This is a genomic window from Planctomycetia bacterium, from assembly GCA_015200345.1.
Taxonomy (GTDB): Bacteria; Planctomycetota; Phycisphaerae; order UBA1845; family UTPLA1; genus PLA3.
Genome location: CP054187.1, coordinates 987,309 through 1,005,451, shown reverse-complemented (window position 1 = coordinate 1,005,451; position 18,143 = coordinate 987,309). Strand labels below are relative to the sequence as shown.

The window sequence follows — 18,143 nt, the reverse complement described above, 5'->3', positions numbered from 1 at the left end:
CGGCCGAGGATTCTAACGCGACGCGGCCAACCGATCGGATTGCTGGCTGAACCGAACCGGCGTGCCGACCCGCACCATCTTCCCAAGCCGAATCGCGTCCCAGTTTGCGAGGCGGAAGCAGCCGTGCGAGCCGGTCTTGCCGATCAGCTCCGGCTCGGGCGTGCCGTGCATGCCGTATCCGCGGAGTGAAAGGCCGATCCAGCAGAGGCCGACGGGGTTGTTCGGCCCGGCGGGGATGAGCAGCTTGCGTTTCACGTCTTTGACTTCGGGCCACATCGCGGGGTCGAACAGGTACTCGGGATTGCGGTTGACCGTGACAACGTTGGCCTGACCGCGCGGTCGTTTGGCCTTGTCCTTGGCGATGGAGCAATGAAACAGGCCGACGACGTTGCCGCGGGCATCGAGCGCGAAGACGATCTTGCGAGCGAGGTCGATCTCGATGAATGTCGCGCGGCGCACCTCCGCCGGCTCGTTCACGTTTGGCAGCATGACGCGCGCCCCGGGCGCGAGCCGCTCAAATCGCATGCCGGGATTGAGTCGCCGGACCAGCGCCTGCGAGCAATGGCCGCGCTCGGCGAGCATCTCCAGCGCCGAGGAGTAGCCGAGTAGCGAGGCTTTGGCCTTTTCCTCCCAGCGATGGGGCGGGGGCTTGATCTGCGACAGGTCCCACGCGGTCACTTCATAGGTCTGCAACGCGGGTCGATCGGCCACACGAAGCCTTTCCACCGTCGCGGCGTCGGGGGAGCCGGTTGCAGGCAGTCCGGCGAAGCGCTGGAAAGCTTCGATCGCGATTCTCGTCTTGCCGCCGAACGCCCCGTCGATCACGCCGGGCGAGAACCCGGAGCGGTCCAGCGCGACCTGAAGCGCCAGCACGACGTCGTCACTGGCCGCGCCTTTCGCGCCGATTGGCGCTGAACGTTCAGGCGCAGTCCCGCGAGCAGGTTGAGCGGGCCGTTCGCGCTTCGCGTATTGTGAACCGTGCGCCGTCAGCGTTGTGAGCGACAGCACGAGCACGAAGCAGCGCATCAATCTGAAGGACATTCCGCGCATGAAGGTCTATCGGCAGTCCTGCGCGGCGGCCTCCTGCGTCCGGTTGGGGTGCCCCGTCGGACCGCGAAAGCCCGCTATAATCGCCCCGAAATGAGCGACCAGCCCCTCACGGTTCACGTGCTTGGCTCCGGCACGTCGCACGGCGTCCCGATGATCGCCTGCGACTGCGCCGTCTGCACCTCGGCCGACCCGCGCGACCAGCGAACGCGACCGAGCATCCTGATCCGCCGTGGCGATGCGCACCTGCTGGTCGATACGTCGCCGGAGCTGCGATTGCAATGTTTGGCAAACGATGTCCGCCGGGTCGATGCCGTGCTGTTCACGCATCATCATATCGATCACCTCGCCGGGCTTGACGACATACGTCGATTTAACTGGCTCCAGCAGGCCGAACTTCCCTGTTTCGGCCAGCCCGCGACGCTCGAACGGCTCCGCGCCATGTTCGCGTACGTTTTCGAAGACGAGCCGGACTACCCCAGCGCCAAGCCGCGGCTGACGCTGCATGCGATCGATGGGCCGTTCGAAGCAGCCGGCGTGACGGTGACGCCGATTCCGCTCCTGCACGGAAGATTGCCCGTGCTGGGGTATCGCGTCGGCGACTTCGCCTATTGCACGGACGTGAGCGAGATTCCGGCGGCGTCGTGGCCGCTGCTGGAAGGGCTGGACCTTTTGATTCTCGATGCCCTGCGCCATCGGCCCCATCCGACGCACTTTAATTTGGAGCAGGCCGTGGACCACGCCCGGCGCATCGGCGCACGGCAGACGTATTTCACGCACATCGCCCACGAACTGGGGCACGAAGAGACCAATCGCACGCTCCCGGCAGGCATGGCGCTGGCGTATGACGGGCAAGTCATTTCCGTGTTGTAGGGCCGTGCGATCGCGACGGTCGATCAGAGCCGGACCGTTTCGGCCCGGTGAATTGAAGCAATTGCTCCGAAAAACACGGAACATTTCTCGCTCGCCGCGAGAGGGGTTTATTCCCGAATACCGGCTCGACACGAGCCGGCTCTGACCTCTTTTTGCTGTTACCCAACCCGCCAAGCAGCGGAAAAAACGTACTGCATTTTATGTTGCAAACTGTGACATAATATGTATAATCCCGGAATGGACGCGACGAAGGCGCGGCGACACGCGGAATTGCGGCGGCTCGTGCGGGCCGGGCAGGCCCGGACCCAGGCCGACCTGCGCAAGGCCCTGCGTGGCCGCGGGCTGGTCGTCGATCAATCGACCTTGAGCCGAGATCTGCGCGAACTGGGCGTGCGAAAAGTGGCCGGTCGGTACGAACTGCCGGCTTCCGAGGCAGCCGCTGCGCATCGTCGACCGGTGCTGGAGCCGACGCGCGGGAACCCGACGTCGATGGCGGCCGCCGTGCAACGGTTCACCGTCTGCGGGCCGCACCTAATCGTCCTGCGCACCACGACGGGGATGGCACAAGCCATCGGCGTTGCCATTGATCAGGCCCGCGAGCCGGCGATTGTCGCCAGCGTCGCGGGGGATGACACGATTTTTCTCGCCACGGCGAATCGGCGGTCGCAGACCGTCGCCCTGCGCCGACTGGAAAAGTGGTTTGGAGACAAGAATGAGCGATCGTAAGAACTGCGTCCTGGCTTACTCCGGCGGGCTGGATACCACCGCCATCGTCGTCTGGCTGCGCGAGCAGGGCTACGACGTGCACACCGTGCTGGTCGATGTCGGCCAGGAGGAAGACGTCACAGCCCTGTGTGAAAAGGCTCTTCGTCTCGGCGCGAAGACGGCCGTCGCGCGTGACGCCCGACCGCTGATGTGCCGCGCGATCCTGCCATACGCGGCCGGTTTGGCGGCAACGTACGAGGGAACCTACCGGCTCGGCACGGCGCTGGCTCGGCCGTTCATCGCGCTGGAACAGGTCCGCCGGGCGCGCGAGCTGGGCGGTGCGACACTGGCCCATGGCGCGACCGGCAAGGGCAACGATCAGATTCGCTTCGAGTTCGCCTATCGCTCGCTTGCTCCGGAAATGCCCGTGGTCGCACCGTGGAAAATCTGGGACCTGTCCGGCCGCAGGGACCTGATCGACTACATCCGCGCGCACGGCATCGAGGACGATTTCGAACTGACCAAGACGTACAGCATGGACGAGAATCTCTGGCATCTGTCGGTCGAGGGCGGCGCGCTGGAGGACCCGGCGGCCGACGTGGACGTGGACGAGGTGCTCGCGGCGGTCGCATCGCGCTTTGCCGGCGGCGTCTCGGCTGCGTGTTCCGTTCCGCACGCAGCCGGCAGGACGACCATCACGTTCCACAAGGGCGTGCCCCTCGCGCTGGACGGCGCGGCGATGGAGATGAGTGAACTGGTCACAACGCTGAATCACCGCCACCGCGCGGCGCCGTGGGCGTGGGACCTCGTGATCGAGAATCGCTTTACGGGCATCAAGTCGCGCGGGCTGTATATCAACCCCGCGGCCAAGCTGCTGCACACCGCCGCCGACGCGCTCGCGCGCACCTGCCTGAACAAGCCGCTGTACGATCATTACGCCGCGCTGGGGCGCGATTATGGGGCGACGATCTATCGCGGAGAGTATTTCTCCGACCAGCGCGTCGTGCTGGAGCGCGCGGCCGACGCGGTCATGGCGCATCTGACCGGCGCAGTCACCGTCGATCTTTCGCATTCGCCGTACGTCGCGAAGATCGACGCGCCGCAGGCCATCTTCAGCCAGCGCCTCGCCACGTTTGAACAAAGCACCTTTTCCCATAAAGATGCCGACGGATTCATCCGGCTGGCCTGGCTCACGGCCGTCGGACGATCCGCACCGGAGGCGGGGAATGTCCACGCTGTGGAAACAAGACACACCGCTGCATCCGACCTTCGCCCAGGTGAACACCAGCCTGCGCGACGACTGGTTCCTGCTGCCGTTTGAGCTTCGCTTGCAGCGAGCCAGTGCGAAGGCGCTCACCGCGGCGTCGGTTCTGTCAGCCGACGAATCGGCGAGCCTGCGCGGCGCGCTGGAGGCGTTGGAACAGCAATTTCTCGGTGCGCCGTGCCCGGATTCGCCCGCAGAAGACCTGCACACGTGGATTGAGGCGAAGCTCACCGAAGCCGCCGGCGAAGCAGGACGGAAAATCCACACGGCCCGGTCGCGCAACGATCAGGTGGCGACGCTGCTGCGGATGTTCGTGATTGATGCGGGTGAGCGGTTCGGCGCGAAGCTCGGCGAGTTGGTCGCGCTGTTGGCGCGGCGGGCGAAGGAATGGGCCGATCTGCCGATGCCGATGATGACGCACACGCAGTTCGCCGCGCCGGGCAGCGCGGGGTTCTGGGCGCTTCGATACGCGGTGGCACTGGATCGTCTTGCGGCGTCGGCGGCGTTTCAGGTGTCTCAATGGAGGCAGCGCTGCCCGCTGGGGGCGGGGGCCGTGGCAGGATCATCCATTGCGATCGATCGAGCCATCCTCGCGCGCGAACTGGGCTTCGAGCAGCCGTCGCTCAATGCGCTCTACGACACGTCAACGCGCGATGAATGCGTGGAATGGCTGGCGCTGGCGGCGCAGACGGCGCTGCATTTCCAATCGTTCGCGGCGGACCTCATTCTTTTTTCGCAGTCGCCGCTGCGATGGACACGCTACCCGCCGGCGTTCGCCACCGGCTCCTCGATGATGCCGAATAAGCTCAATCCCGATGCGATGGAGCTGCTGCGCGGCGAAGCGGCGGCGCTTCCGGCCGCGCACCACCACGCGCTGTTGCTGCTCAAGGGATTGCCATCGGGCTACAACCGGGACTTGCAGTGCATCAAGCCGATCGTGCGCGATGCGACGGGCAAGGCGTTTTTCTTATGTGAGTTGCTCCATGCGTTTGTCGAGGGGATGGACTTCGACGCGTCGCGGCTGGCGGCGTCGATGAATGTGGGGGACATCTTCGCGACGCTTCGCATGGAGCAGCTCGTGCGCGACGGCGTGCCGTTGCGCGAAGCGCACCATGCCGTCGCGACGCAGGTGCGAAACGGCACGGGGCAATCACCAGGCAATTCAAGTCAGCCTTCCGATGGCTCTACAAGCTGTTTCAAAACCCCCTCTCCCTTTCAGGGAGAGGGTCGGGGTGAGGGTGAATCATTTCATTTGAACCACTTTTCCCCCTCACCCAATCTCTCCCCCAAGGGGGAGAGGAGTTTTGAAACCAGTTCTAAGCAGTTTGACCCGCTTGCCGCGATTCAGTCCTATCAAACGATCGGCAGCGCGGCGCCGGCTGAAACGCGCCGCGTGGCGGAGGAAATGCTCCGTCGCCGCAGCGCGGACTCGGCGTCGGGATGAGTCGGCCTCTATTTGGCGCGCGTGGCTTTCGTTTTTCGCTTGGCCGCGGGCGAGGTTTTGGCGGTCGGCTTCTTCTTGCGATGATCACGCAGCGACGTTTCGTAGTATTCGATCCATTTCTTGACCGGCATGTTGGCGATGGATTTGCCGATCAGATCCAGCGCGAGATCCTCGAGCTTCTTGAAGCGGATGCAGCACTTGCCCATGTCGAGCTTCTTGCCCGTCTTGGCCCAGGCCTTTCGAAATTCGTCAACGCCGTCCGAGCAGTCGTACATGCTCATCAGGTAGAGCGACATGTGCTGCTTCTGCGAAGCGAGTCCCGCAAACGGCAGCGGCAACTTCGGGTTGCAGTGATATCCCGCGGGATAAAGGCTGTGCGGCACGTAATAGCCGATCATTCCGTAGGTCATGCCTTCCTCGTAGCCGCCCTTGAGGTTCTTGAGAATAACCTGTCGCACGGCTTCGATGGCGGCGCGGCGGTCGGAGGGAAGCTCCGCGAGATATTCCTTGACGGATTGTGCTTTGCTCTGCATGAAACCGGCTCCTGGGTTACGACAAATGGCCATGACGAACGACGTCAAACTGCCGACACAACGAGCCGCGGGCTTCAGCCCGCGCGGCAAATCGGCCGTGCATGAACGCTCAAACGCTTGTCATCACCGCGCGAGCTGAAGCTCGCGGCTCGCTGATCTTGATCGATCCGATGCCGCCTGGTTCGCTCGTAAACGTTGTTCCTTAATTCTTCAACTGCTCATCCAAAAACATCACCGCCGAGAGCAGCGCCAGATCGCGATTGGCTTTCTTCGCGAAGCCGTGCCCCTCGTCCTTGGCCAGCATGTACCAGACGGTGCGGCCCTTTTCACGCATCGTCTTGACGATCTGCTCGGCTTCATAAGCCGGCACGCGCGGGTCGTTGGCGCCGTGCTGCACGTACAGCGCGCTGGTGATCTTGTCGGCGTTGTTGAGCGGGCTGATCTTCGTCAGGAACTCACGCATCTTCGGGTCGCTCTCATCGCCGTATTCCACGCGGCGCAGGTCGCGCCGATAGGGCGCCGTCTTCTCGAGGAACGTCACGAAGTTCGCGATGCCGACGATGTCCACGCCGGCCTTGATGCGTTCGGGGTAATGCGTCAGACACGCCAGCACCATGTACCCTCCGTACGACCCGCCGTACACCGCGACGCGCTTCGCATCCAGCTCCTCCTGCTTGCCGATCCAATCCAGCAGCGCGCCGATGTCCTTGACGCTGTCTTCGCGCTTGAAGCCGTCGTCCAGCATGTGGTAGTCCCGCCCGTAGCCGGTCGAGCCGCGAACGTTCGGCACGATCACGGCGATGTTCGACTCGCTGGCCCAGTACTGCGCGATGCCCTTGAACGTCGCACGCTCCTGCGCCTCCGGCCCGCCGTGGATGTTGATGATGACCGGGAACGGCCCCTTGCCGCGCGGCCGGTAGTAATACGCGGGGATCATTCGCTGCTTGCCGTCGACCTGATCAAACGTGGGGAACGCGATGCGCTGCGGCGTGATGAATCGGTCGGTGTTCAGCCCGCCCAGTTCGCTCTGCGTCCAGCGGGTCAGTTTTCCGTCGGCCGGCGTATAGACGTGAACGTCCGACGGTCCGGTCGGCGTTTGAAGACTCAAGCCCAGCCGCTTGCCGTCATTTGAGAATTTCAGCCCGCCCAGCACGCCCATCGGCAACGCCGGGACCGGCTCGTAGCCCGATGAATCCGGACGCATCAGGTAGAGCCGCGACTGGCCGTCCTCGTTGGCGGTGAAGGCGATGTAATTGCCGGCCGGAGAGACTTCGATTCCTTCGACATCCCACGGCAGGTTCGTTGTGATGGCGGTGTCCGCGCCGGAGGCGAGGTCACGGCGGTAGAGCACGTGGAACTGTCCTCCGCGATCGGACGTGAAAAAGAGATGCTTGCCGTCGGCCGAGAAAGCTCCGCCACCGTAGGCGAACTTCTCATCCCGGCTGCTGATTGGTTTGGCCTTGCCGGTCGCGGTATCCATGACGTGGATGTAGGCGACCTTCTCGGAGATGTATTCGATGAACGAGAGCTGTTTGGCGTCGGGGCTGAAGCTGACGGGGTAGTACGCGCCGGTCGCCTCGATCGCCAGACGCGGCTTGTAGTCGGGGGCATCGGCGAGGTAGATGTCCGTATCTTTACCGTTGCGGAGCGAACTGGCGAACGCGATGCGCGAGCCGTCGTGCGAGACGGTCAGCGCTTCGTTGCGGCTTTTGCCGTCAGTCAGCATGCGGCTGGTGCCGTCGTCGAGGTTGAGCAGGTAGATCTGGTTATACTCCGAACCGCCCTTGTCCATCAGGTAGAACAGCTTGCGGCCCTTGCTGCCCGGCACGAAGGCGCCGCTGCGCACCGGTTCATCGAAGAAGGTGATCTGTCGCCGCGCGCCCAGCGGGTGATCGACGATGTGCAATTGGTCGGTGTTGCCGAAGCGCGTCGAGATGAGAATCGCGCCGGTCGATTCCTCGAAATCAAGAATGCCTGCGGCGCGCATGTTCAGATACTGATTCATGCGATCGCGCAGGGCGGCCGGAATCTCGGGCACGTTTTCGAGAATGACTTCGCCGACTTCGCGCCGGGCGACGTCCGTCTTGCCCGCGCGCTCCTCGGCCCGCGCCGATAATCCCGCGCCGGCCAGGCTGCTCAACACGACCCACGCCGCGACGACACCGCTCAATCCCAAACGATAGGTACGCATGGTGAATTTCCTCGTAACAAGTAATTGGTTGGCTCGGCCGCTTATTGTCGCCGCCCGCCGGTTTCCCGGCAACTGCGCCAACCCGGCGGCCCGACAGGTGTCTAGCGAAGGAACCCACACGAAGCTTCGATCGAGCGGGTCCGAACAAGGTATCTCCACACGGCTCTGATATGAAAGGAGCGAGTCCCATGATGCGAACGAAGCTGCTCTCAATCGTCACCTGCCTTGCGATGGTCTCCATGGCCCGCGCCGGCGAGGTCGTCGCCACCAGCATCTCCTCCAACGGCGGGTCCGCCAGCGCAACCGCCGTCGGCGTCGGAAACGGCAACGCTTACGCCACCGCCGCGGCCACCAACGGAGGCCGCGCCATCGCCGACTCGCGGGCTGTTGGAATCGGCCGGGGGCTGGCGGTCAGCAATGCCAATGCGATTGCCGACGGCGGCCTGGCGGTTTCGAACTCCGCTGCGAATGCGCGAGGCGTCCTCGGCGGCCGGGCCGTCGCCTACAGCGACTCGAACGCGGCGGCGATTCGCGGCGTGTCGATCAGCAACAGCCGCGCCGACGCCGACTCGCGCTTCAATGCGGTCGCCGACAGCCGCTCGAGTTCGCTGTCGCTTAGTCGATTCGGTGTCGCCACGAGCGACAGCCATGCCGAGAGCGACGGCGCCTTCGGCGGCCGGGCGACGGCAGTCAGCGATTCGGTCGCCGATACGTTCGGCGGCCGGGCCGATAGCAACGTTCGCGCCGTGGCCGGTTCGCGGTTCTTCAGCTCGGCACAGTCCAACAGCCTCGGCGTCAGCATGAGCGGTCGCGGCCGGGCCAGCCGGGCGAACGTGACGGCGATCAGCCGGGCGACACACTTCGGCCGCAGTCTGTCGGAGGCGGTCAAGGTTGACGCACGCGGCCGATGACCGCGAGAAATGACTCCGGGCCGGTCGTCGCCGCGCAGGTGAAGCGACGGCGGCCGGCCGGAACAAGGCTCAAGAAGGTGGTACGGGCATCTCGCCCGGGTCGAGCGAACGAGACCCTGGAGCTTCCACTAACCATGACGTCGTTCAGACATCTAACAGATGACGCCCGATGAGTGCCATCGGGCCGACCTTGAAAGGAAAATGTGCCATGACCTCTGCAACCGCCACCCTGAAACTCGAAACCAGCCGGCTTCACAAGTTGGTTGTGCTGGGCGCAGCTTCCGCGATGAGCCTGATGCTCCTCGCTTCGACGGCTCGCGCCGGCGAGGCCTCCTCCAGCGCGACGGCCTCGAACCTCGGTACCGCCGCGGCGACGGCGGGCTACAACGGCGACGGTCGCGGCTACGTGCAGACGCAGACGCGCACCGGAAATGTAAACGTGGCCCGCGGCGTGGCGGTCGGCGTCGATCAGAACGGCATCACGTTCTCGGCCAGCAACGCTGTCGCTTCGCGGTTCCTGCCCGCTGCCGTGGCCAGCAACCTGAACATCACGATCGGCTTCAACGGCCAGGTCGCCAGCAGCGGCGGTTTCAGCGTGGCACAGGGGCCGCTCCAGCGGACCGCGTCGGCCGGGGGATTCGCCTCGAACAATCGGCTCAACGCGACGGCCGGCTCGACGGCCGGCGGCAGCACCGATCGGTTCGGCACGGTTCGCGCGAACACGTTCTCGCGCAGCACGCCGGCGCGGTTGCCCCTCACGCCGCTTCGCTGGAGGCGGTGACGAGTCGATAAACCCAATGCAGTTTCAGTCCACAGAAGCCCTCGGCCATCCTGCCGGGGGCTTTTTTCATCGACAGGAACAAAATGATGTTGGCCGCGCCCAATTGTCATGCACGAAGCGAGTCATTACTTTGTGAACGGATCGAACTCATCGCGTCGATTGCCGCTCGCCAGCCAGACCCGGCGAGAGGATTCATCCCAGCCGCTCTTGTACGGCTCCCGCGCCGGCGTGCGAGTGCGATGTTCCCACACGACGCCGCCGCTCGCATCGGTCACGCGCAGGCCGACACATAGATAGTGCAGCGCGCGGGCCGGGTCGCGCTCGACAAAGGTGGTCAGAACATATCGGCCATCCGGCGACAAATGCTTCCGCGGCGCCATGTGGCGGTACAAGACCCCCGCGCAACCAATCAGTGATGCAACGGCAACCAAAGTAGCCAGTCGAGTGATGCGTGCTTCTCGTTTCATGGTGCCGTTGTCTCGCGGTGCCCGCATGTTACTGCCGCGCGCCGAACCGCGCTGCGTTGCATTCCGCGGCGCATTCTAATCCTGCTGGCGAGAGCCGGAAAATACGGGTACATTCCGCGTCGGAGGTGTGCCATGCAATTCAACACAATTGATCGATCGAAGGCGTCGCTCGCGGGACTGGTGATGTTCGCGGTCGCGGTCCCCGCCTGGGCCGCGGGACCGTCCGCCGAAGCGGAGAAGAACTGGCCGGCGTGGCGCGGGCCGCATAACAGCGGCGTGGCGCCGAAAGCAAAACCTCCTGTGGAGTGGAGCGAGGAGAAGAACATCCGCTGGAAGATGGAGATTCCCGGCAAGGGCCACGCGACGCCGATTGTCTGGGGCGATCGCGTGTATGTTCAAACGGCGATTGAGATGAAAGATGGCGGCGGCGGTCCGGATGGCGGAGAAGAGGAGGGCGGCCTGTCGCCGATGCCCGCGCCGCATCATGATTCGTCGATGGAAGTCATGGATGCACAGCCCGATCAGCCGCGTCCACGGCGACCCGGTGGAAGACGTGGCGGCGGCTTTGGCCGCGGGCAGGAGGCTCCCAAGAACACCTATCGGTTTGAGGTACTTGCGCTGGATCGCAAGACCGGCAAGACGATCTGGACCAGGACGGTGAAGGAAGAAAAGCCGCACGAGTCGGGCCACACCGACGCGACGCAGGCATCGAACTCGCCGGTGACCGACGGCGAGCACCTTTACGCATTCTTCGGCTCGCGCGGGCTGCACTGCCTCACGATGGACGGCACGCTGAAGTGGAGCAAGGACCTGGGCAAGATGCAGACGCGCAACCAGTTCGGTGAGGGCAGCTCGCCGGCGCTGCACGGCGATACGATCGTGGTGCAGTGGGACCACGAGGGCGACGACTTCATCGCTGCGTTCAATAAAAAGACGGGTGAGGAAATTTGGCGCGTCGCGCGCGACGAGCACACGTCCTGGTGCACGCCGCTGGTGATCGATGTCGGCGGCAAGGCGCAGGTCGTCGCCGTGGCGCAGAACCACATCTGTGCCTACGACCTGAAGACCGGCAAGGAAATCTGGCGCTGCGGCGGCATGACCGCCAACACCATCCCCTCGCCGATGATCGACGGCGATCTGCTCTACTGCATCAGCGGCTTTCGCGGAGCGGCCGCACTGGCCATCCGCTACGCCGGCGCCAAGGGCGACATCACCGACTCGCCGGCCATCGCGTGGAAGTACGAACGCGACACGCCGTACGTCCCATCGGCCGTCACTTGCGGCAAGCACCTGTACTTCATCGACAACAATCGCCCGCTGATTTCCTGCATCGACAAAAAGACCGGCGAGCCGGTTTACGAAAAACAGCGGCTCACCGGCATCGACGGCGTTTACGCGTCACTGCTCGCGGCCGATGGTCGGGTGTACGTAGCCGGGCGAAACGGCACGACGATCGTGCTGAAGGACGGCCCGCAGTTGAACGTCCTGGCGACGAACAAGCTCGACGACGGCTTCGATGCATCGCCGGTGGCCGTCGGGAACGAGCTGTTCCTGCGCGGTCGCTCGCACCTGTACTGCATCGCGGAGAAATAACGGGGCGCGTTTAGTCCGCCGGCTCGATGGTGACCGAAAGCCGGCGTGAGCGAAACTGCTCGACGTACAGCTCCGCGCGCTCGCGATGGGTGACCAGCAGCAGGGCCACGCCGGTCTCGTGCGCCTCGAATGTCTTCATCACGGCATCGGCATGGCGCAAGGGGGTCAGCATGAGGATGCTTTCGACGACCTCCTCGATGGTGTTCTCGTCGTCATTGTGCAGCAGCACCCGATAGGGCGGAAGCTGCTTGGCGTCCGGTTTGGCAGGCGCCTGGGCTGGGGCGGTGGCGACGGTACCCTGATTCATGGAATCATCCGCAAAAGAATCTTTCTGCGACATACGCCGTGCTCCTTCACATGCGACCACAGAACCACTTGGATTGTATCGGAAAACAGGGCATCCTTGCAAGCGTTTTGAGGACTTCCTGCGCCGGTGCGCCGCGCAGTAGCTTCGCGCTGCCATGGGAGACCGTTCGTTGGACCGCCTCGCGCTCGACCGTATGATGGACCGCGTGAGGCGTCGGATCCCACAGATAGGGAAAACACCCCCATGGCCGTTGCTCCCAAGCCGACCTTGCAGACCGCGGCGAATGATCGTCAACTGCTGACGCAGGATTTCATGGCCCGGCTCGAGCAGCTTGAAATCGTCTCGCGCCGCATCCACGCCAGCCGCATGAAGGGCGAACGCCGCAGCAAGCGGAAGGGCGAATCCGCCGAGTTCGCCGATTATCGCAATTACGTCATCGGCGATGACATCCGCCATATCGACTGGAACATCTACGCCCGGCTTGACCGCCTGTTTCTCAAGTTGTTCCTCGAAGAGGAAGAGCTGTCTGTCTCGGTTCTGCTTGATTTGTCCGGCTCGATGCAGACCGGTGAGCCGGCCAAGGCGCGCTACGCCAAGCGGGTCGCGGCCGCCCTCGCCTACATCGGCCTTTGCAACCACAATCGCGTCAACCTCTATTTGTACAACGACTCCGTCTTCGGACATCTGGCGGGGCTTCGCGGCCGACGGATGGCGGGGCAGATGGTGCGTTTTCTGGACGATGCGCCGGTGGGCGGCAGGAGCCACCTGGCGGCGGCGGCGAAACAGTTCGCCCTGCGTCATACAACCAAGGGCGTCTGTCTGTTGATCTCGGATTTCCTCGACAAGGGCGGGTATGCGGAGGCGCTGCGTTATCTCGTCGGTCGGCAGATGGACATTTATGCGTTACAGGTGTTAAGCCCGCAGGAGATGGAGCCGGACCTGACGGGCGATCTCAAACTCGTGGACTGCGAGGATGGCGACGTGGCGGAGATCACCGTCAGTAAACCGCTGATGGATCGTTACAAGGCCAATCTCCAGGCGTACTGCGAGGCAATCCGCGCGTATGGCAGCCAGCGCGGCGTGGTCTATTACCTCGCGCGGTCCGACAGCTCGTTCGAAACGCTCGTTCTTACCTATCTGCGACACCGGGGGCTGGTCAAGTGAGCCTGCTATCGTGGATGACGGCGGCCATCGTCGGCGGCATCGCGGTGCCGCTGCTGCTATTGCTGTACTTTCTCAAACTGCGCCGGCAGGAGCGCAAGGTCTCGTCCACGCTGCTGTGGAAGAAGGCCGTGCAGGACCTTCAGGTCAACGCGCCGTTTCAAAAACTCCGCCGCAATCTTCTGCTGCTTCTGCAACTGATCGTACTGGCGGCGCTGCTGTTCGCCATCGCTGATCCGGTCGCGCGGTTCATGCGCCGGCCGGGGAAGCTCATCGTGCTGCTCGTCGACCGATCGGCCAGCATGAAGACGAAGGAATCGGCCGACGCAACGCGCATGGATGCTGCGCGAGAGGCGGCGCTGGATTTCATTCGAGAGTTGCCGAGCGAATCGCGCGCGATGGTCATCGCCTTTTCCGACAAGCCCGAAATTGTCTGTGGCTTCACCGACGACAAGCGCCGCCTTGCCCGATCCATCGAGCGCATCGAGCCGGTCGACGGGCCGAGCCGCATCGGCGAGGCGTTGCAATTGGCCGTCGCGTATTCGAGCAACCAGATCGACGCGCCGGGCGTGGCCGCGCCCGAAGCCGCGCAGCAGGGGGCGGCCGATTTGGAATTGTTCAGCGATGGTCGCATCGCCGACGCGCAAGAGCCGTTCGTGACGCGGGGGACGATGCGGTTCTATCGAATCGGCGCAGCGGTCGACAACGTGGGCATCGTCGCGTTCGACATTCGCCGGGAGATCGACCGGCCGGGGGTGCTGTCGGTCTTCGCGCGGGTTCAGAATTTCGGCTCGTCGCAAGTGACGACAGATGTCTCATTAAGCCTCGACGGCAAGCTGCTGACCGGGCCGGGAGCCGTGCAGGAAGTGACGCTGGGTCCCGCCGAATTGAGCCGGAAGGGCGGTTCGGTCGCGGGTGGCGGCGCAGGGGATTCGGCGGCGTCGCGCGACGACCGCCTGCCCGACGCGCGAAACGTTCTTTTCGAGATGGAGCACGAGCAGGCCGGCACGATCGAAGTGAAGATACATCGCACCGATGCGCTGATGGTGGACAATCGCGTGGTCGCGCCGATCGATCCGCCGCGCGAACTGCGTGTGCTGCTCGTGACCGATCGCAGACCGGTGGAGTATTACGTCACGCGGGCGGTGCGGAGCTTCGACATCCAGCAGGTCGATACGCTGACGCCGGCACGCTACGAGGCGATCGAAGAAGCGAAGCTGACCGCCGAGGGGCGATCCGCGTACGACCTCGTGATCCTCGACAACCACGACACCGACCGCCTGCCGCCGGGGAATTATCTCTTTCTCGGCGGGCTGCCGAAAATCGAGGGCGTCGCGCGCGGCGAGGAAGTCCCCGGCACGCCGATCGTGTACGCCAACGAAGCGCACCCGCTGATTCGCAACGTCAACTACGAAGCGATGTTCGTCTCGAAATGGCACAAGCTGAAACTGCCGGGCCACGCGCAGTCGCTGATCGAGGGCGAGTCCTCGCCGATCATGGTCATGCTCACCGACCCGGGCCACCGCTACGTCATCACGACGTTCGACGTGCTGGAATCGGACTTGCTCATTTCGTACGCGTTTCCCGTGTTTGTCTTCAACTCGCTGGGTTATCTCGCCGGCGGCGAGACGGTCGAGACCAGCCGCATGATTCAGCCCGGCGCAACGCTCACACTGACCGTCCCGCCCGGCGCGACGACCGCGCGCGTGCTGCGGCCCGACGGACAGATCGACGAAGTTCCCGTCGCCGATCGCGGAACGGCCAGTTACGCGCGAACTTCCGACACGGGTCTCTATCGCGTGACGTATGACGACACCGCGCGGACGATCGAGCCGTTCGCGGTGAATCTGCTCGACCCGGCGGAGTCCCACATTGCCCCGAACGATGCCTTTGAACTCGGCGGCCAAAACGTCGCGTCGTTCAGCGGCGCGATCAAGATCAACCAGCCGCTCTGGCCATACGCGGTCGCGACGGCGATGGCATTCCTGTTGCTGGAATGGTGGGTTTACAACCGGCGGGTGATGGTGTGAACGGCGGCGTCAGAACGCGTTTCGACCTTCAATGGCGTCCTGAAGAATCGCGCGGTTGGCGTATTCAATCTGCGAGCCGCGGGGCAGGCCGCGGGCCAGACGCGTGATCTGCACACCGGTGGAAGCCAACACGCTCTTGATGTGCAGGCCCGTGCCTTCGCCCTCCATCGTCGGATTGGTCGCCAGCACGATCTCCTTCACGCCGCCTTTTTTCACGCGTGCCACCAATGCGTCAATCGTCAGATCGCCCGGCTCGATGCCGTCCAGCGCCGAGATGTGACCCAGCAGCACGTGGTACACCCCGCGCACCAGCCCCGTCGCCTCCAGCAGCAGCACGTCCTTGGGCTGCTCGACCACAAACACGATCGACGCGTCGCGCTTCGCATCGGTGCAGATCGGGCACGGGTCGGCTTCGGTAAGGTTGTAGCAGATGCGGCAGTGACGGACGTTTTCCTTCACCTCGCGAATGGCCGACGCGAGCCCCAGGGCCGCGTCCTTTTCGGATTTGAGGATATGAAACGCCAGCCGCTCGGCGCTGCGCGGCCCGATGCCGGGGAGCTTCTCAAACTCGGCCATCAGGCGGGCAAGCGATGATGGAAGTGGATCGGGCACGGTGTCCAGATTCCTCGGATTAGGCCCCGCCCAGCAATCCATCCAGCCCCGGCAGGTTCAGACCGCCGGTGAGCTTGGCCATCTCCGCACGCACGCCCTCGGCCGCCTTGCGCTGCGCCGCCGCAACGGCCGATTTCACCAGGTCTTCGAGCATCTCCACATCGCCGGACTTGGCCGTTTCAGGATTGATCTTCACGTCGATCAGTTCCAGCTTGCCGGTCACGGTCGCCGTGACCGCGCCCGCGCCGCTGTCGGCCGTGTAGCGCGACGCGGCGATGGACTCCTGCATCTCCTTCATCTTCCCCTGAAGTTCCTTCGCCTGCTTCATCATGCCGGCGATGTTGCCGAGTTGTCCGAACATGCGATCTCCTTGAACGGGTTGATAACGTCGTTAGTCTTCGACGGGCGCCCCGCTCGATTCCGCGGGGCCGCCGGAGGGTCCCTGTTTCACATCCACCACCTGCCCACCGAAAAGCTCCAGCGCGCTGCGAACGGTCGGGTCGGATTGCGCAGCGCGAAGCTCGGCCTGCGTCAGGCGGCGCGGCGGCGCGATCGGCTGCGGCGCCGCGGCGGAGGGCTTCGAAGCCGGCTGGCCGGAAGGAGCGGGTCGCCCCGACGGCGCCGTTCGCGGCGCGGCTGCGGGAGTACTGAAACCGGATGCGGCCGGCGCGGGCCGCGGCGATGCCGGCGCGCTTGATACGGTTCGAGGTGGCGATGAGCTTGGCGCGGAGGATGAAGCGGCGTTGCCCCCTGCGGCCGCTTCGACGCGCTCCAGCAGCGATTCGATGGACGAGAACTTCGCCGCGTCGCAGAGCCGGACCACCGCGGCTTCCACCAGTGCTCGACCGCTGCCGCTGGACTTCACGCTGCGGCGAAGCTCCTCGAGTACGGTAATCATGTATACAAACGCTCCGGCATCGAACCGTGCCGATTGTTTCGCGATCCGCTCAATCAACACCTGCGGCACGTCGGCCAAGTCGGTCTCCGGACCACAGACGCGCACGATCATCAGATCGCGCAATTGCCCGATCAGCATCGAGCACCACGTGTCCAGCGCCTGCCCGCCGCTCAACGAACGATCCAGCACGGTCAACGCGCCGGCTGCGTCGCCATCGGCCAGCTTGTCGATCAACTCGGCCGCCAGCTCGTCGTGCGCCGCGGGGAACAACTCGGCCAAGCCGTCGGCCGTGAGCGAGCCGGTGGTCATCGAAAGGGCCTGATCGAGCAGCGACAGGGCATCGCGCATGGAACCGTTGGCCAGTCGCGCGAGTCGGCGCAGCGCCGCGTCTTCGACCGTGACGCCCTCGGCGCCGCAGATGTGTTTGAGCTGCGCGGCGATGTCGAGCGGTGCGATGGGGCGGAAATCAAAGCGCTGCACGCGGCTCAAAATCGTCGCGGGCACTTTCTGCACTTCGGTCGTGGCGAGGATGAACTTCACATGACTCGGCGGCTCTTCCAGCGTCTTGAGCAGGGCGTTGAAGGCGCCCGTGCTAAGCATGTGAACCTCGTCGATGATGTAAATCTTGAATCGGCTGCGCGCCGGGCGATACACGGCGTTGGACCGCAGCTCGCGAATATTATCGACGCCCGTATTACTTGCCGCGTCGATCTCCACCACGTCCACGTCTTCGCCGCGCGCCACGTTCAGGCACGAATCGCACGCCCCGCAGGGCGTCACCGTCGGCCCGTCGGCCGCGTGGCAGTTCAGACTCTTGGCGAGAATCCGCGCCATCGAGGTCTTGCCGACGCCGCGTGTCCCGGTGAACAGGTAGCCGTGATGAACGCGCCCTTGCGCGATCGCATTGCGAAGCGTCTGAACGACGGACTCCTGCCCAACGACCTCGTCAAAGGTCTGGCTGCGGAATTTTCTCGCCAGCACCGTGTATGACATGCGTCCTTCCCTGGTTTCCGATGCGATTCCTGCGCGATCCCCCGGGCGATGCGAGCGACTTCAGGTGCGGCCCAGCGACTCACGGCACATGGCTGTAGCAGATGGGCTGCTCTGTTTCCAGCCTGACCCGTTGTCCACGACATCTCATTGCATGAGACCAGGCCGCACCTGAAATCGCCCGGCGCGGTCGGAGGCAGGGCGAATTATAGGGGCGTACGACAGGAAACCATAGCGACATCCGGCGTCCGAGAATCGCGCCACACGCTAAGCCTATACAAAATATTCTGCTGCCAACGGCGAAATACTCCTTGAATGTCAACGTTAACCATTCTG

General features: G+C 64.2%; 17 protein-coding genes and 1 other RNA gene. 9 read left to right on the top strand and 9 right to left on the bottom strand.

The genetic code is table 11. From position 1 onward, the window contains the following. Positions 1 to 12: 12 nt before the first annotated feature. Positions 13 to 1,041, bottom strand: coding sequence for a murein L,D-transpeptidase (locus HRU71_04305; protein ID QOJ02756.1), 1,029 nt, complete (start codon positions 1,039 to 1,041; stop codon positions 13 to 15). Between the two features lie 99 nt (positions 1,042 to 1,140). On the opposite strand from HRU71_04305, the gene HRU71_04300 reads away from it, so the two are divergent. The 4 genes from HRU71_04300 to HRU71_04285 all read left to right on the top strand — a co-directional run bounded on the left by HRU71_04300 (position 1,141) and on the right by HRU71_04285 (position 5,333). After that, a complete protein-coding gene (locus HRU71_04300; GenBank protein QOJ02755.1) occupies positions 1,141 to 1,920 on the top strand; it encodes an MBL fold metallo-hydrolase in 780 nt (259 codons plus the stop codon). Positions 1,921 to 2,157: 237 nt separating this feature from the next. After that, a complete protein-coding gene (locus HRU71_04295; protein ID QOJ02754.1) occupies positions 2,158 to 2,646 on the top strand; it encodes a hypothetical protein in 489 nt (162 codons plus the stop codon). Continuing rightward, entirely contained in the window at positions 2,633 to 3,946 is a 1,314-nt protein-coding gene (locus HRU71_04290; protein QOJ02753.1) for an argininosuccinate synthase, read from the top strand. The genes HRU71_04295 and HRU71_04290 overlap by 14 nt, the downstream gene beginning before the upstream one ends. Further along, entirely contained in the window at positions 3,852 to 5,333 is a 1,482-nt protein-coding gene (locus HRU71_04285; protein ID QOJ02752.1) for a hypothetical protein, read from the top strand. Before HRU71_04290 ends, HRU71_04285 begins: the two co-directional genes overlap by 95 nt. Before the next feature lie 8 nt (positions 5,334 to 5,341). Here the strand turns inward: HRU71_04285 and HRU71_04280 are convergent, their stop codons facing one another. Both HRU71_04280 and HRU71_04275 read right to left on the bottom strand, forming a co-directional pair. Continuing rightward, positions 5,342 to 5,866: a DUF1801 domain-containing protein gene (locus HRU71_04280; protein ID QOJ02751.1), complete on the bottom strand. Its 525-nt coding sequence runs from the start codon at positions 5,864 to 5,866 to the stop codon at positions 5,342 to 5,344. A 202-nt stretch (positions 5,867 to 6,068) separates the two neighbouring features. Further along, positions 6,069 to 8,057, bottom strand: a complete 1,989-nt coding sequence (locus HRU71_04275; GenBank protein ID QOJ02750.1) for a S9 family peptidase — start codon at positions 8,055 to 8,057, stop codon at positions 6,069 to 6,071. Positions 8,058 to 8,245: 188 nt separating this feature from the next. Here HRU71_04275 and HRU71_04270 point away from each other — a divergent pair, with 188 nt between their 5' ends. Together HRU71_04270 and HRU71_04265 are read left to right on the top strand one after the other, a co-directional pair. Further along, positions 8,246 to 8,968, top strand: a complete 723-nt coding sequence (locus tag HRU71_04270; GenBank protein ID QOJ02749.1) for a hypothetical protein — start codon at positions 8,246 to 8,248, stop codon at positions 8,966 to 8,968. A gap of 208 nt (positions 8,969 to 9,176) precedes the next feature. Beyond that, positions 9,177 to 9,749 carry a hypothetical protein gene (locus HRU71_04265; protein ID QOJ02748.1) on the top strand — a complete coding sequence of 191 codons (573 nt, stop codon included), beginning with the start codon at positions 9,177 to 9,179 and terminating at the stop codon, positions 9,747 to 9,749. A gap of 125 nt (positions 9,750 to 9,874) precedes the next feature. Here the strand turns inward: HRU71_04265 and HRU71_04260 are convergent, their stop codons facing one another. Further along, positions 9,875 to 10,129, bottom strand: coding sequence for a hypothetical protein (locus HRU71_04260; protein QOJ02747.1), 255 nt, complete (start codon positions 10,127 to 10,129; stop codon positions 9,875 to 9,877). Between the two features lie 219 nt (positions 10,130 to 10,348). Here HRU71_04260 and HRU71_04255 point away from each other — a divergent pair, with 219 nt between their 5' ends. Next, positions 10,349 to 11,809, top strand: coding sequence for a PQQ-like beta-propeller repeat protein (locus HRU71_04255; GenBank protein ID QOJ02746.1), 1,461 nt, complete (start codon positions 10,349 to 10,351; stop codon positions 11,807 to 11,809). Between the two features lie 10 nt (positions 11,810 to 11,819). Here the strand turns inward: HRU71_04255 and HRU71_04250 are convergent, their stop codons facing one another. Continuing rightward, positions 11,820 to 12,116, bottom strand: coding sequence for an ATP-dependent Clp protease adaptor ClpS (locus HRU71_04250; GenBank protein ID QOJ02745.1), 297 nt, complete (start codon positions 12,114 to 12,116; stop codon positions 11,820 to 11,822). Positions 12,117 to 12,359: 243 nt separating this feature from the next. Between HRU71_04250 and HRU71_04245 the strand changes: the two genes are divergently transcribed. Further along, the gene (locus HRU71_04245) at positions 12,360 to 13,280 is read left to right on the top strand and encodes a DUF58 domain-containing protein (GenBank protein QOJ02744.1); all 921 of its coding nucleotides are present in this window, start codon (positions 12,360 to 12,362) and stop codon (positions 13,278 to 13,280) included. Continuing rightward, on the top strand, positions 13,277 to 15,307 hold the full coding sequence (locus tag HRU71_04240; GenBank protein ID QOJ02743.1) for a VWA domain-containing protein: 2,031 nt from the start codon (positions 13,277 to 13,279) through the stop codon (positions 15,305 to 15,307). Before HRU71_04245 ends, HRU71_04240 begins: the two co-directional genes overlap by 4 nt. A 9-nt stretch (positions 15,308 to 15,316) precedes the next feature. On the opposite strand, the gene recR is transcribed toward HRU71_04240, so the two are convergent. The 4 genes from recR to ffs all read right to left on the bottom strand — a co-directional run bounded on the left by recR (position 15,317) and on the right by ffs (position 17,974). After that, entirely contained in the window at positions 15,317 to 15,961 is a 645-nt protein-coding gene (recR, locus tag HRU71_04235; GenBank protein ID QOJ02742.1) for a recombination protein RecR, read from the bottom strand. Next, entirely contained in the window at positions 15,939 to 16,280 is a 342-nt protein-coding gene (locus HRU71_04230; protein ID QOJ02741.1) for a YbaB/EbfC family nucleoid-associated protein, read from the bottom strand. The genes recR and HRU71_04230 overlap by 23 nt, the downstream gene beginning before the upstream one ends. A gap of 30 nt (positions 16,281 to 16,310) precedes the next feature. Then, positions 16,311 to 17,810 carry a DNA polymerase III subunit gamma/tau gene (dnaX, locus tag HRU71_04225; protein QOJ02740.1) on the bottom strand — a complete coding sequence of 500 codons (1,500 nt, stop codon included), beginning with the start codon at positions 17,808 to 17,810 and terminating at the stop codon, positions 16,311 to 16,313. Between the two features lie 65 nt (positions 17,811 to 17,875). Beyond that, an RNA gene (gene ffs / locus HRU71_04220) (signal recognition particle sRNA small type) lies at positions 17,876 to 17,974 on the bottom strand. Positions 17,975 to 18,143: the final 169 nt, after the last annotated feature.

Bases quoted from the DNA above. Each gene is read 5' to 3' on its own strand.
- HRU71_04250 (QOJ02745.1), bottom strand. From the start codon at position 12,116: ATGAATCAGGGTACCGTCGCCACCGCCCCAGCCCAGGCGCCTGCCAAA.
- HRU71_04305 (QOJ02756.1), bottom strand. From the start codon at position 1,041: ATGTCCTTCAGATTGATGCGCTGCTTCGTGCTCGTGCTGTCGCTCACA.
- dnaX (QOJ02740.1), bottom strand. From the start codon at position 17,810: ATGTCATACACGGTGCTGGCGAGAAAATTCCGCAGCCAGACCTTTGAC.
- HRU71_04260 (QOJ02747.1), bottom strand. From the start codon at position 10,129: ATGGCGCCGCGGAAGCATTTGTCGCCGGATGGCCGATATGTTCTGACC.
- HRU71_04265 (QOJ02748.1), top strand. From the start codon at position 9,177: ATGACCTCTGCAACCGCCACCCTGAAACTCGAAACCAGCCGGCTTCAC.
- HRU71_04275 (QOJ02750.1), bottom strand. From the start codon at position 8,057: ATGCGTACCTATCGTTTGGGATTGAGCGGTGTCGTCGCGGCGTGGGTC.
- HRU71_04245 (QOJ02744.1), top strand. From the start codon at position 12,360: ATGGCCGTTGCTCCCAAGCCGACCTTGCAGACCGCGGCGAATGATCGT.
- HRU71_04230 (QOJ02741.1), bottom strand. From the start codon at position 16,280: ATGTTCGGACAACTCGGCAACATCGCCGGCATGATGAAGCAGGCGAAG.
- HRU71_04255 (QOJ02746.1), top strand. From the start codon at position 10,349: ATGCAATTCAACACAATTGATCGATCGAAGGCGTCGCTCGCGGGACTG.
- HRU71_04300 (QOJ02755.1), top strand. From the start codon at position 1,141: ATGAGCGACCAGCCCCTCACGGTTCACGTGCTTGGCTCCGGCACGTCG.
- HRU71_04280 (QOJ02751.1), bottom strand. From the start codon at position 5,866: ATGCAGAGCAAAGCACAATCCGTCAAGGAATATCTCGCGGAGCTTCCC.
- HRU71_04290 (QOJ02753.1), top strand. From the start codon at position 2,633: ATGAGCGATCGTAAGAACTGCGTCCTGGCTTACTCCGGCGGGCTGGAT.
- HRU71_04270 (QOJ02749.1), top strand. From the start codon at position 8,246: ATGATGCGAACGAAGCTGCTCTCAATCGTCACCTGCCTTGCGATGGTC.
- HRU71_04285 (QOJ02752.1), top strand. From the start codon at position 3,852: ATGTCCACGCTGTGGAAACAAGACACACCGCTGCATCCGACCTTCGCC.
- HRU71_04295 (QOJ02754.1), top strand. From the start codon at position 2,158: ATGGACGCGACGAAGGCGCGGCGACACGCGGAATTGCGGCGGCTCGTG.
- recR (QOJ02742.1), bottom strand. From the start codon at position 15,961: ATGGATTGCTGGGCGGGGCCTAATCCGAGGAATCTGGACACCGTGCCC.